Origin of the sequence: Acinetobacter sp. C32I, from assembly GCF_023702715.1 — a bacterium.
In the GTDB taxonomy this organism is placed as follows: domain Bacteria; phylum Pseudomonadota; class Gammaproteobacteria; order Pseudomonadales; family Moraxellaceae; genus Acinetobacter.
Genome location: NZ_CP098480.1, coordinates 2,874,439 through 2,887,887 on the forward strand (window position 1 = coordinate 2,874,439; position 13,449 = coordinate 2,887,887).

Below are 13,449 nucleotides of genomic sequence, written 5' to 3' on the forward strand. Positions count from 1 at the left end.
TTAGATGCCATATTTTTCACGATAAGCCTGCATATTGGCTAAAGCGTCTTTTTCGCCTTTCGTATCTAGATAATCCATCAAATCTTTCATGGTAATCAATGCATGTACTGGAATTTCGAGTTCTTTTTGTACTTCCTGAATCGCAGAAAGCTCACCTTGACCACGTTCCTGACGATCTAACGCCACCAATACACCTGCAATTTCAGCACCTGCATTTTTTAAGATGGTCACAACTTCACGAATCGCTGTCCCCGCAGTGATCACATCATCAATGATCCAAACTTTTTGACCTGCAACCGATGCACCCACCAACACACCGCCTTCACCATGATCTTTGGCTTCTTTACGGTTAAAGCCCCAAGGTACGCTTTTGCCGTGCACTTGAGACAAGGCCACCGCTGTTGCTGCAACAAAAGGAATCCCTTTATAGGCTGGGCCAAAAATCACACCGACATTGTCGCACTGCACCAGTTTATCGGCATAGCCTTGCGCTAACAAAGACAGTGCTTCACCATCGTTTAACAAACCTGCGTTAAAGAAATAAGGACTGACACGGCCTGATTTTAAGGTAAACTCACCAAATTTAAGCACTCCACGTGATAATGCGAGTTCGATAAAAGCTTGCGGATGAAATGACACAGGCGTTGTCATATAAAGTGCTCCAAATTCTTCAATTGAGGTTAAACAGACGTATGATACCAAAGGATAGCTATCCAAGTGATGTAAAAATTCTTCGAGTCGTTTCAATTAACGTAAATGGCTTGCGCTCATCAGTCACCAAAGGCCTACTCGAATGGTTAGAACAGTCGGGTGCCGATGTGGTGTGTATGCAGGAAAGCCGCATCACTCATGAACAATGGACCGATAAATTTAAACCTGAAGGCTGGTATACCCACCTGTTCCCTGCTGAACGCGCAGGCTACGCAGGTACGGCGATTTATAGCCGTCTGCCATTCGTGTCAGTGAAAGATGGTCTAGGCTTTGAACTCGCTGATTCTCAAGGGCGTTTTACCACAGCTGAATTTGATTTAGGGCTGTCACAAACTGTTCATATTGCCTCGTTATACTTGCCATCAGGATCAAGCGGTGACGAAGCGCAAGCACGCAAAGACGTGTTTTTACAAGAATACGCCAAAATACTCAAACAGTGGCGAGATGAAAATAAATCAATCATTGTCTGTGGGGATTATAATATCGTGCATAAACGCATCGATATTAAAAACTGGTCAGGTAACCAGAAATCTTCTGGGGTTCTGCCACATGAACGTGCTTGGCTCGATCATATGTATGACGAGTTAGGTTATGTGGATACTTTCCGCGAAGTTCGCCCTGAAGCAGAATTGTATTCATGGTGGTCAAATCGCGGTCAAGCACGTGCGAAAAATGTTGGGTGGCGTATCGACTACCATTCATGCTCTCCAGACTGGAAAGCACGCACAACAAATGCATGGGTCTATAAAGAACAATGGTTTAGCGACCATGCACCCGTGATTATCGACTACAAAATACACGAATAAGTGAACACTTGTTCACTTTGATCGCTTCTTTAGCTTACATAACTTGTCGCTTTTGTGTATTTTTATTTCGCATCTAGAACGGCATTATAGCTTCACGGCACAGGGAAGCGGTCAGGATGACCAAAAAGGGATAGGACGCCGTAGGAAGATAAAATAAACTTAGATTAAGTTTATTTGCATGGATGAGACATTGGACGTTGAAATGAGACCCGCATAATCAGGAAGATTATATGCGGGTTTTCTCTTTTCTAAATCTTAGATTTTCTTGCTTTAATTTGTCTTTAGCAGTTCTGCTCAATTCGCATGATCTTTTTCGTCATTTAACTGTTGCTGCATACACCCTACCGATCAACCTAATAAAAAATTTCAACTGGTACACCACCCTCCTTTTACGTTAGGCTTTGGTTCATCTCTTTATTGTTTTTATGGTTTTCACTATGTTTAAAATTTACGGCATTAAAAATTGTAATTCGATGAAAAAAGCCTTTGATGCCTTACAAGCCAACGGCATCAATTACGAATTTCATGATTATAAAAAACAAGGCATTGATGCAGATACTTTAGCGATCTGGTTAAAAGAGATTGGTGCAGACAAAGTACTGAATAAAAAAGGCACCACATGGCGCAAACTCACTGCCGATGAGCAAACACACGCCACCAGCAATGAACAGAACCTGATTGAAGCCCTGATCGCACAGCCTAGCCTGATTAAGCGTCCTGTACTGCAAACCCCACAAGGTTTTGTGATTGGCTTTGATGAAGCCACCTATCAAGCCTTATCCGCTTAAACGCTAAAGATGGGCAGAAATAAAAAACCGAGTCTTAGAACTCGGTTTTTTATTATTTAAATCTGGCTTAGTTAGTACGAATCCAAGTTTGGTTACGACCTAAAGCAGCGACACCGATATAGCCACGTAATTTCAGCTTTTTACCGCCTTCGATGATTTCAGCTTTCAATTTATAGGTTTTACCATTTTTAGGATCGATAATTGAGCCACCATCGTAATTTACACCACCGACATTTTTCAGGCCATGCACAATGGTCACACCTTTCAGTGGTTTGTTATGGTAAGTTCCTTCACATTTAGAGCAGGCATTTTCTTGGCCCGCCACCAAATATTTTTGAATAGACGCAGTGAGAGTTCCATCCTTTTGCTCCGTGAACTTCACGATCGCCTTTGGCTGTTTTGTTTCATCATCGATGGTCTGCCAAACACTGCCATTCAGCGCATCCGCTGCATTGGCAAAAGTTGTCAAACCGAGCAATCCAAATGCTAAAGCAATTTTCTTCATTTTTGTAATATCCTTAAGGGTCTTTCAAACTGAAAGTATTGAGAACTTCAATCAATATTGCAATTCTTGATTATGACTATTTGGTATAACCTGAGTAAGAGTGTCATAGCGCACATTTTTTCAGATATTATCGTCGTGCGTAAGCATCACTTGTTTTCAAGAACTTTCTTATTGCTATACTGATCTAACAATATGGAAAAATTATGAAATTTGCTACTGTTTGGAAATATTATTTTACTGAATCCTTACTTAAAGCGACGATTCGGACACCGAGCCAATTTAACTTGGCCCCAAATGCGCTACGTCCGTTGCTCGACCAGTTGTGTCGTCTATTTCCACAAAATCCAACAGTACAAGTTCGCCCAATCCGTCTGGCAGGCGTGCGCGGTGAAGAAATCAAAGCCCAAGCAGCGGCAACACAGCTGATCTTTCATATTCATGGTGGTGCATTTTTCCTCGGTAGTTTAAATACCCATCGTGCCTTGATGACGGATATTGCCGCACGCACCCAAATGCAAGTGATTCATGTTGATTATCCACTTGCACCTGAACATCCTTATCCTGAAGCCATCGATGCGATTTTCGATGTCTATCAAGCGCTGTTGGTACAAGGCATTAAACCGAAAGATATTATTATTTCAGGCGATTCTTGCGGTGCTAACCTTGCCTTGGCACTGTGTTTACGTCTCAAACAACAACCAGAACTGATGCCAAGTGGCTTGATTCTGATGTCGCCTTATCTTGATCTCACCTTGACTAGTGAATCGCTACGCTTTAACCAGAAACATGATGCCTTATTGTCGATTGAGGCCTTACAGGCAGGTATCAATCATTATCTCACCGAGAGCATCCAAGCCGATGATCCACGTGTTTCACCGTTGTTTGATGATTTAAAAGGGCTACCACCCACCTTGGTACAAGTCGGCTCTAAAGAAATTCTATTGGATGACTCAAAACGCTTTAGAGAAAAAGCGGAAAAAGCCGATGTCAAAGTTCAATTCAAGCTATATACCGGCATGTGGCATAACTTCCAGATGTTTAATGCCTGGTTCCCTGAAGCCAAACAAGCCTTGGCAGATATTGCTGAATTTGCCCATACCCTTGATCATGACTGAACCCAACAAAATCGTGTGAAAAATGGTCAGCTATGTCTGACCATTGTCACTCTTAATTCGCTTTGGTCATCATAAAATAAAATTGATTGGATATTCAGATAAGAGCTGATTTATCAAAGAATTTTTCCAGTCCTGATTTGCATTAAAAAGCCCAGAGTTCGACTTTTTTCTCATTCTAAAGATGTTATTGTTATTTCAATAATCGTTCTTCGGTATTTTGACGACAGCACTACAGTTCCTAGGAATCTCATTGCATATAAGGATGCATGCCAATGGTGAAGATTCATTTTAATAGGTCAACTGACACAAAAAGATGGGGCTTTAAGCTTTCTTGGGAACATCATATTGTAGTCAATTGGACCATACTCAAAAAAAGTATTTTATTGCTGATACTTGCAGCATTTATGAACCTATTCTGGATCAGTTGGGACATTTTTGTCTTAATCAACACGCAGTACTATGAATGGGTGCATTTGAATCTGGTGCGTTCACAATTATGGACCAGTCTGATCATGCTGGTGGTTCTGTTGCTCCTGATCATCCCTTGTCATCTATTTAGAGAACAACTTTGGGCACAAAGTATTCTGCCTATTCTGAGCGTACAGGTCTTTACTGCAATGCTGTGCCATAACAGCTATTTGGTGGGAAGTTTTAGCCCTGCCACCATGGTCGGTTATGTCAGCGTGGTCGGTGTAGGCTTGGTACTGTTTGACCGTAGGATGGTGTACTGTGCACTCATTCCTGCAACATTTGCCTTATTGCTCTGCAACTACCTTAGTATGATTGGGGTGCTGACCTATGCACCATTGTTCAATATGCAGCGCCTGAATGAAGTGTCCATGCACCCGTTTTGGGTCGGCAGTATGATGTTTTTTTTATTGCCGATCATGTTGGCCTGTTTATTTCTATTTGAAATTCTGCTGACGCAATGGCGGACTCGGGAGATGACCATCCAAGTCCTCAGTCGTCTCGATCCGCTGACCAATGTACTGAATCGGCGCAGTATCGGCAGTTATTTAGAAAAATTACATCAACAGCCTGAGCCGCTATATTCGATCATTCTGCTGGATCTGGATCATTTTAAAAGCATTAATGATCATTTCGGACACAGCATGGGAGATCAGGTCTTAGTACAGGTCGCAAAATGCTTAGCCAATCATTTGCGTGATCAGGACATCATCGGGCGTTTTGGCGGCGAAGAGTTTATTCTATTGCTGCCCAGCACCACCACAGCACAAGCACAGAACGTGGCAGAACGCTGCCGCTTGGCAATCTCGCAATTGCGGTTTATCACCGAGCACAAACAAGAGTTCGTCATCAGTGCCAGCTTTGGGGTTAGCAGCTCACTCAGTGCCGATGAACCTCACCTGATCATCAGTCAGGCCGATCAAGCCCTATATGCCGTCAAAGCTGCGGGACGTAATCAAGTCAGAGTTTTTACCGATCTGATCAGTAGTTAATACAATGAAGGTAGAAATCTGCCTTCATTTCTCTACTATTTTAGCCTTTCAAAAATTCTTCTCGATGTTGACGATAAGGTTCATCAAAAGGCACAAACATCTGCTCTTGTTTGGCTTCGTCAATCCATTGCTGTACCGATGGTAACGACAAGATTTTTTGCACATAGGCTTGGCTGGATGCGGAGAGTGGCAGTTGATAGCATTCAAAACGCATCACTACAGGTGCATAGAATGCATCGGCAATACTAAATTCACCGCATAAAAAACTGTCTTCGCTCGGACGTTCAGACCAGATCTGATCAATTCGAGCCACATCGGCACGCAACTGTGCATGTTCGGCCCAGAGTTGTTTGCCAATATGACTTAGATCCGCTTCGATATTCATCGGACACAGATTGCGTAGGCTTTGAAAGCTACTGTGCATTTCTGCGCTGATACAACGTGCTCTCGCCCGCAATGTTTTCTCTTGTGGCCACAAATCAAGTTCAGGATGCTGTTCCGCAATATACTCACAGATCGCCAAGCTATCCCAGACCACCAGTTCGCCATTCACAAGCGCAGGGACTTTACCCGTTGGGTTGAGCTTTAGGATCTCTGTTTTAAATTGGCTATCTGCTTCAAAGCTATCAAACCGAATCACATGCTCCTGAAAGGAAACCCCCGCTTGTGTGAGTAAAATCCATGGACGCATCGACCATGTAGAATAATTTTTATTGCCAATAAAGAGTTGATACATTGTTATTGTTTCCCTTTAAATAAAGCCAGTTGTTGTAATAGCTCAGCTTTCTGGAATGCACCCGTTAAGCGTAGTGAGCGAATTTCTTGTTGTTGCTGATCTAAAAATAAATAGGTCGGTGGCCCTAAAATATCCCACTGCGCCAACAGTGCTTGATGGGAAGCATCATAATGGCTTAAATCCAGTTTAATCAGATAATAGCCCGACAATGCCTGCTGCACCTCTGCATCTTTTAGAATGCGATGCTCAATCGGCTGACAGGCCACACACCAGTCCGCATAGACATCAATCACAATGCCACGGTCTTTCGGTGCATTGGCAAGGATCTGTTGGAATTCATCTGCGGTTTGCGCCACATGCCATTCAGCCAATTGATCTGCCTGAACCGAACTGAGACTTTGAAAATGCTGATATTGATTAAAGGCCAGTGCTGGAATCGCTAAAATCAGTAACAGTGCATAGAGCCATTGCAACTTACTTTTCTGAGCAAACAGACGATAAGCCGCATAAATAATAAAGGCCAAACCGAGAACTAGGCTGAGAATTTGAATCGCGAGTTCTAGCAATAAAGGACGAATAAAATAAATGCTCAAGGCCAGCATTAAAAAGGCAAAAATCACCTTGATTTGATTCATCCAGTCACCAGCTTTGGGTAAAGCTTTTGCCCCCAACACACTGGCGAGTAGCAATGGAATGCCCATGCCAAAGCCGAGAGTAAACAGCAACAGCGCACCTTGCCATTGACTCTGTGTCTGTGAGATAAACAGTAACACCCCAGCCAAAGGTGCGGTCATACAAGGCCCAACCAACAGTGCAGAGATCATCCCCATCACACTGGCACCGACCAAAGTACCGCCTTTTTGATTGGACTGCAGTTGGTCCAGTCGATTGACCCAATTCTGTGGCAATTTCAACTCGAACAAGCCAAATAGATTGAGTGCAAACACCACAAACAATAAGCTAAACGCAATCAAGGTGGCGGGTTGTTGTAACCAACGCTGGAAATTCAGCCCTGCTGCCGAAGCAATCAAACCTAATACCGCATAGACCAAGGCCATACTCACGACAAAAGTCAGTGCAATCGACCAAGCCTTGACGCCTTTATTGTCACGTACAATTAATGAAGTCAGAATCGGTAACATTGGTAAGGAACATGGCGTAAATGCCAATAAAATCCCTAAACCCAAGAACAGTAAAAGACTATAGGCCAAGGAATGCTGTTCCAGCGCACTTGACCATTTTTGGTCTTGTGCCATCACGCCTGCATTATTTGAATTTGAGCTTTGTGCAGTTGGCTCAGCTCCTTCATCATTGCTTGCCGTTTGGGTATTTAAAGCTTGAGATGAACGTGCGACATCTAAAAAGCTTTTTTGGGTATTTGTACTGATATTCTGAGCACTAATTAGACCATCGGCATCGGTTTGGAATTCGATATTCTGTGGTGGATAGCAGATCCGGTCTTTGGCACACCCCTGCCAAGTGACACGATAATGCTGCGAGGCTTGGGTTGGAATACTAAATTCGGCTTGTTGATAATAGACTTGGCTGTGGCCATAGTTCTCATCATACTGCTCGACTGCTTTCGGTAAAGTCAGCGCAACGGGCTGATTACCCTGCTGGACCTCAAACTTATGCTGATAAAGATAATAATTCGGCTGAATCGACCAATGTAAACGTGCCTGATTGGGCTGTGTTGATTCAACCGTAAATGCAAAAGCCTGTTCAGGACTCAGCAACGGCGCGGATGAATTTTCTTGGGCGTAAGTCAGAGACCCACATAACAACAATAAAGTCCCGAGAAAGTAACGCATCAGCGAGAAAGATCTCCCCACCTGAACAGACATTTTCATGATTCTCTCACTACGACCTGCCTGAAGCTCCCCCATTCATATAGAAATGGATTTAAGTGCATTCAGGCGGTTTGTTCTTAGAATAAAACCGATACGCCGAAGCCACCGTTATAACTTTTTTGATCGCCATTCAGGTCAACACCAATGCTGGCATCCAATTGCGTGCGATTATTCAAAGCATAAATCAGACCTGTACCGAGACCATATTCATAGTCTTGGCTCTCGGCTTTACGATAAACAAACTCTGAATAACCCGATAATTTACCAGCAATTTTATAATCTATGGTTGGAATCGCAGTCACAGCCCAGTCACTGTTTTGCGCTTCATAACGCATGGTGATCGACGTACCGATCAGATCGCTAAACTCATACGCGACAGCAGAAGTGAGGCTATAGATATCATCATGGTTGGTGAATTCATCATTGCCGGTTGCAATAATGGCTTCAGCCAACAAGGCCATGGATAAACGATCATCTTTTAAATCAATGGCTTTTTTCAAACCAATGCTGACATCGCCCAGACCATTGGTCTCTTTTTTCGTGCCTGCACGTTTGTATTGCTGCCATACTGGACCCTGCCAACCCAATTGCAATTCCAAGCCATCGGCCAAGCCAGTACGCAATAACATGTCACCATTCAGGGTTAAAGTCTTGTCTTTAACACCATCGACCTTACCTTCTTGATAGCTGACACTCGGCAAACTTTGCTCCCATGCCAACTGTCCTACAGGAGTAATCCCTGTGCCCATACCCGCACCAGGGCGGTCAAAAGAAAAATCCGCCGCAAAAGCGGTCGTGGTCAGCGTTGATGCAGCAATCAAGCTCAATGTTTGTAATGTTTTCATTCTATTCCTCATTCTATTTCTAATGGCTTGGCTTATGCGCTGAGCTCTTTTGACATTTTTGCACCATGCTGGCGTAGCAATTCCAGTGTTGCACGCTCTTCTGGCAATGACTCTGACCAATCAATTTCATCAAATTCACAATCAAAGAATAACTGGCTGATTGAAGATAAAATGGTGAGACCTTCTTCGTCACGGGTATTCGGGTCTACTTTTTCATCAAGTAAACGTTGTACTACAGGTACGCAGGCAGAACTTGCCGCATCCCAAAGCGGGCCATAAAACTCTTCTGCATCCCATAAATGTAAATTGGCTTTGGCTTGAATAAGCGCATCTAAAATATCAAGATAGACTTTAAGCTCTTGTTGCTTTTGTTCTGCGCTCAATGGTTTACCCGCTTCATAAGCTTCGCAGATTTGTTCCCACCATGCGAATAAGCCATCACAAATCAAAGAAACGGGTGGGCCTTGTTCAGGGTCAATAAAATTCGGGTCGAGTCCTTCAGCAAGTAAAGACTGCACTTGGTCCAAATTGAGTTGTTGTATGGCTTGCACCAAGGCCTGCTGTTGCTTATTTAACATGACCAATTCTCACAATATTTTTTAATGCGTCTATTATGCCGAATATCCTGACAGGATTTTATAAAAGCATCTAAAAAATCATGTATAAATTTGATACACGCATAAAAAAAGCCCCAAACAGGGCTTTTTTTATGCGTCGATTTTTACGCTTCATCATCCACTTTTACATCGTCATCTACATCGACATATTCGGGTAAGCCACCACGGTGGTGTTCTTTTTTCTCATACAGATGCTCCAAACTACGTTTCAGTTTATCAATTGCACCATGAATCGAGTTATCAATATTTGCTGCTTTGTGTGTCACTGCGACAGGTTTCATTCCTGCTGGACGAGCCTCAATCATACAACGTTTGTCATGATCGCCCGTTTTATCCCCGTTCTCATCACTAATATGAACCGAAAAATGTGTAATACGCTCGCTATAACGTTGAAATTCTTGTGTAAGTTCTGCACGAACATAACTGATTAAGCGTTCACTACCTTGAATGTTTTTATCTGTACGGATTTCAATATTCATAAATATCTTCCTCTCTTATCTGTGAGACGGTGCTACAAAATTTTCTTATCTGGCACACTTTGAGCATGCAATCATTCAGTGCAGTTGTATATTCTGATTATGTAAATACCTGTTGTCTCCTCGCTTTGCATCTGTTGCTTTTCAGTATGTAAGAAGATCTTCTATAGTTCCAATATCTGACTTTCCTCTGAAATATGCAAGCTGATTTTTGACATTTTGATGAAATCTTCAACAAAAAGATGACTAACTTGAACGTCCTTTTAGACAGCTTCTGGCATATACAATTCTTTTGTTCATTTGGTCAAATTTGGCTTTATTTTTGCTTAATACCTTGTATCCTTTACACGCCTTTTGGGGGGAGATTTTTTAAATGCAATTGAAGCAACTTGCAGCAACATGTTTATTGGTATCTACAGCAGCTTTCACTCAAGCGAAGCCGATTTGGCAAGATTTCAGCTTGACTGGTTTGTATGGCGAGAACTACGAAGTTGTTGATGAAAAGCAAACAACCATCACGGTTGAATATGCGGCAAAAGTTAAATACGCCGATGTATTTTTCTTTATGGACCGTATGCGTGGCAGCGATGACCACAAAAGCACTTATTTCGAGCTTTCTCCACGTTTAAGCTTGGGTGAAATTTCAGGTCAAAAACTTGCGTTTGGTCCAATCAAAGATGTGTTGATCTCAACCACTTGGGAAAGCAACAATGATGACTTCGCTAGTTTTGACAACTTCTTGTATGGTGTAGGTTTCGATCTCGCGATTCCATATTTCCAGTATGCGAATGTAAACTTCTATCGCGCTAACAACGAAAATACTGCTGATGACTATCAAATGACGATTGCTTATGCATTGCCATTTAAAGTATCAAACGAAGATTTCTTGGTGGATGGTTTCCTTGACTGGTCGACAGGTGAAAAAGATCACGCCAGTGAACTCAACTGGACCACACAATACAAGTGGAACTTGGGTAAACACATTTCACCAGACACTCGCCTCTATTTAGGTGTTGAGCATTCTGTTTGGAATAACAAATTTGGTATGAAAAACCGTGACGAAAACAACGTCAGCGCTTTGATCAAATACCATTTCTAATCTGATTAGAATGTTAAAAAACAGCAAGGATTTCCTTGCTGTTTTTGTTGGTATCACCGAATATAAATGCCTGTTGATCTTTTATCCGATCAGCATCATATCGGTTTATTTTGTCCAATTTGATGACCTGCACATATGTCTGAACATCTTGCGCTTACTGCTTCAGTTTTAGCCGCACATTTCCACATGCGTTTTGCCACAGTCGATGACCTCGAACAAATCCTCGCGATCTATAATGCAGAGATCCTGAATGGCACAGCAAATTGGAATGATCATGCGGTTTCCTTAACAGATTATCAGCAACGTTTTCACGGCATGCAGCAACAGCACTTCCCCATGATCGTGGTCGAAGACTTGAATAGCCATCAAATCGCTGGTTATGCCTATTACACTGCATTTCGAAGCATCAGTGGTTATCGCCAAAGCATTGAACATTCTGTTTTTGTTGATCCAAGCCACGCTCGCCAAGGTCTGGGAAAAGCCCTGATGCAACAACTGATCCATCTGGCCAAACAGCAAAACATGCATATCATGGTGGCTGCGATTGATAGTGAAAATAAGGGTTCAATCGTGCTACATGAACAGCTTGGCTTTATTCAAACAGGTTATATGCCTCAAGTGGGACAAAAGTTTGGGACATGGCGAGATTTGGTCTGGATGCAACTGCAACTGCAACTGCAACTCACAGAATCTCAATAAAAAGCTCACTTTTACCCTACTGTCCTACGACTGAATTGTGGCTTAGAATGAAAGCAATACTTGATTTCAAAAATAGCCAAAATGATTAAAACATCTCAACTCGGTCTGTGCCTTTCCATCGCAATCGCTTCAAGCGCGAGCTTTGCCGAATTTTCTTTTGAGCAAGAATTACAACAAGGCTGCACCAAAGTAAAACAATATGCGCAAGCAGGTAAAAAGTTTTACGATCAAAAGCAATATCTCAAAGCCGCCAATCAATTTGAAGATCAAGCTGCATGGGCACATTTCTGTCAGCTTAATGCAGATGAAAGTGGTATTCAGGTCAGTGACCGAGAGATTGAAATCGCTAACAATAATGTCGGGTTAAGCTATGCCAAACTAGGCAAACCGCAATGGGCCAGAGTCTGGTTTCTCAGAGATAAAGACTCAAAAACCAGTCAATACAACTTAAAACAGCTCCCTAAACCAAAACTATCTTCGGATCTACAAGGCACTTATGTCCGAGCCAATGGTTTTGGGCAATGGGATTACCTCAAGGTCAGTAAAAAGCAGAATCAATATGCGATTGCATTTGATGGTTATTACTTCGGACTACGTGGCTTAATCTATGGACCCAATATGGGTCAGTTTGAAACCAGCATGCCAATCAAGTCAAAACAAGCCAGCTATCGCTATGAGGACTGTCAGATCAAACTGCAATTCGCCAATGACCCGAATCTAGGTCAAAAAATTGAAGTTGAGCAACACAATGGTGAGTCCTCGTGTGGCTTTGGACACAATGTCTATGCAGGTGGCACGTTTTATAAGGTTGAAGACAAATAAATCTAGGCTAACCATTTAATGTTCTAAATTGCATTTTCCCAACACTCACTATCGTGACAGGCGACATGGATGTCGCCATGTTCGACTACGGTCACAAGGACGTACCGTTAGTCGAACAAAGGATTTTTGCCTACTTTTGATCCTTCAAAAGTAGGGTACATCATAAAGATAGATTACTAAAAACACAGATAAAGCAACAATTAGCCAAGAAAGACTAAATCGCCACTAACTCCCGAATCCCCTTCTCAGGCATCTCCTCCCCCCGCCCCTGCGCAATCACTTGCCCACGTGCCATCACGGTATACGCATCTGCCAACTCTTCAGCAAAATCATAAAACTGCTCAACCAAAATAATCGCCATTTCGCCTTGATCTGCCAATTTACGAATCACCCGACCAATATCTTTAATAATCGAGGGCTGAATCCCTTCAGTCGGTTCATCCAGAATTAATACGCTTGGTTCTGAGGCCAACGCTCGGGCAATCGCAAGCTGTTGTTGCTGACCACCCGATAAATCTCCGCCACGGCGATGTTTCATTTCATCCAACACAGGGAAAATTTCATATAAATGGCTTGGCACCTTACGGGTCTTGGCCCCTGAAAATTTGGCCATGCCAATTAAAATATTTTCCTCTACGGTTAAAGTCGAAAAGATATCACGCCCTTGCGGCACATAGGCCAAACCTGCACGCACCCGTTGTTCAGGGGACATTTTGGCGATGTCTTTGCCATCTAACAAAATCTGTCCTGATTTAATCGGTAGTATCCCCATCAGGCATTTCAGTAAGGTGGTTTTGCCCACACCATTACGACCCAGTACCACACTACATTCACCCACAGGCGCATTAAAAGACACATCACGCAGAATATGACTGCCACCATAGAACTGATTAATTTGTTTCACTTCTAACATGTGCCTC

15 protein-coding genes are annotated in these 13,449 nt (G+C 42.7%); 7 read left to right on the forward strand and 8 right to left on the reverse strand.

The window, feature by feature from the left end; translation table 11 throughout:
- Entirely contained in the window at positions 1–651 is a 651-nt protein-coding gene (gene pyrE, locus NDN13_RS13725; protein WP_005317342.1) for an orotate phosphoribosyltransferase, read from the reverse strand.
- A 41-nt stretch (positions 652–692) separates the two neighbouring features.
- Here pyrE and NDN13_RS13730 point away from each other — a divergent pair, with 41 nt between their 5' ends.
- Both NDN13_RS13730 and NDN13_RS13735 read left to right on the forward strand, forming a co-directional pair.
- On the forward strand, positions 693–1,517 hold the full coding sequence (locus NDN13_RS13730) for an exodeoxyribonuclease III (RefSeq protein WP_005201607.1): 825 nt from the start codon (positions 693–695) through the stop codon (positions 1,515–1,517).
- A 437-nt stretch (positions 1,518–1,954) separates the two neighbouring features.
- Complete coding sequence (locus tag NDN13_RS13735; protein ID WP_032859429.1) at positions 1,955–2,305, forward strand: arsenate reductase; 351 nt, start codon at positions 1,955–1,957, stop codon at positions 2,303–2,305.
- A 67-nt stretch (positions 2,306–2,372) separates the two neighbouring features.
- Here the strand turns inward: NDN13_RS13735 and NDN13_RS13740 are convergent, their stop codons facing one another.
- Positions 2,373–2,810, reverse strand: coding sequence for a DUF2147 domain-containing protein (locus NDN13_RS13740; RefSeq protein ID WP_004657126.1), 438 nt, complete (start codon positions 2,808–2,810; stop codon positions 2,373–2,375).
- Between the two features lie 203 nt (positions 2,811–3,013).
- Here NDN13_RS13740 and NDN13_RS13745 point away from each other — a divergent pair, with 203 nt between their 5' ends.
- A complete protein-coding gene (locus NDN13_RS13745; RefSeq protein WP_251115854.1) occupies positions 3,014–3,925 on the forward strand; it encodes an alpha/beta hydrolase in 912 nt (303 codons plus the stop codon).
- Between the two features lie 272 nt (positions 3,926–4,197).
- A complete protein-coding gene (locus NDN13_RS13750; RefSeq protein WP_251115855.1) occupies positions 4,198–5,385 on the forward strand; it encodes a GGDEF domain-containing protein in 1,188 nt (395 codons plus the stop codon).
- 40 nt (positions 5,386–5,425) lie between these two features.
- Here NDN13_RS13750 and NDN13_RS13755 read toward each other — a convergent pair whose 3' ends face one another.
- The 5 genes from NDN13_RS13755 to NDN13_RS13775 all read right to left on the reverse strand — a co-directional run bounded on the left by NDN13_RS13755 (position 5,426) and on the right by NDN13_RS13775 (position 9,912).
- On the reverse strand, positions 5,426–6,121 hold the full coding sequence (locus NDN13_RS13755) for a glutathione S-transferase family protein (RefSeq protein WP_251115856.1): 696 nt from the start codon (positions 6,119–6,121) through the stop codon (positions 5,426–5,428).
- 2 nt (positions 6,122–6,123) lie between these two features.
- Positions 6,124–7,971: a protein-disulfide reductase DsbD gene (dsbD, locus tag NDN13_RS13760; RefSeq protein WP_251115857.1), complete on the reverse strand. Its 1,848-nt coding sequence runs from the start codon at positions 7,969–7,971 to the stop codon at positions 6,124–6,126.
- Between the two features lie 77 nt (positions 7,972–8,048).
- Positions 8,049–8,816, reverse strand: a complete 768-nt coding sequence (locus NDN13_RS13765; protein WP_251115858.1) for a transporter — start codon at positions 8,814–8,816, stop codon at positions 8,049–8,051.
- A gap of 32 nt (positions 8,817–8,848) precedes the next feature.
- Positions 8,849–9,394 (reverse strand): ankyrin repeat domain-containing protein, encoded by a 546-nt coding sequence (locus NDN13_RS13770; protein WP_251115859.1) that lies wholly within the window; start codon positions 9,392–9,394, stop codon positions 8,849–8,851.
- A 143-nt stretch (positions 9,395–9,537) separates the two neighbouring features.
- A complete protein-coding gene (locus tag NDN13_RS13775; RefSeq protein ID WP_004657113.1) occupies positions 9,538–9,912 on the reverse strand; it encodes an HPF/RaiA family ribosome-associated protein in 375 nt (124 codons plus the stop codon).
- 370 nt (positions 9,913–10,282) lie between these two features.
- Here NDN13_RS13775 and NDN13_RS13780 point away from each other — a divergent pair, with 370 nt between their 5' ends.
- The 3 genes from NDN13_RS13780 (at position 10,283) to NDN13_RS13790 (ending at position 12,529) form a co-directional block, all read left to right on the forward strand.
- On the forward strand, positions 10,283–11,008 hold the full coding sequence (locus tag NDN13_RS13780) for an outer membrane protein OmpK (RefSeq protein ID WP_005201617.1): 726 nt from the start codon (positions 10,283–10,285) through the stop codon (positions 11,006–11,008).
- Positions 11,009–11,143: 135 nt separating this feature from the next.
- On the forward strand, positions 11,144–11,707 hold the full coding sequence (locus NDN13_RS13785) for a GNAT family N-acetyltransferase (RefSeq protein ID WP_251115860.1): 564 nt from the start codon (positions 11,144–11,146) through the stop codon (positions 11,705–11,707).
- Between the two features lie 81 nt (positions 11,708–11,788).
- Entirely contained in the window at positions 11,789–12,529 is a 741-nt protein-coding gene (locus tag NDN13_RS13790) for a hypothetical protein (RefSeq protein WP_251115861.1), read from the forward strand.
- Between the two features lie 214 nt (positions 12,530–12,743).
- Here the strand turns inward: NDN13_RS13790 and urtE are convergent, their stop codons facing one another.
- Positions 12,744–13,442: an urea ABC transporter ATP-binding subunit UrtE gene (gene urtE, locus NDN13_RS13795; RefSeq protein ID WP_004776300.1), complete on the reverse strand. Its 699-nt coding sequence runs from the start codon at positions 13,440–13,442 to the stop codon at positions 12,744–12,746.
- Positions 13,443–13,449: the final 7 nt, after the last annotated feature.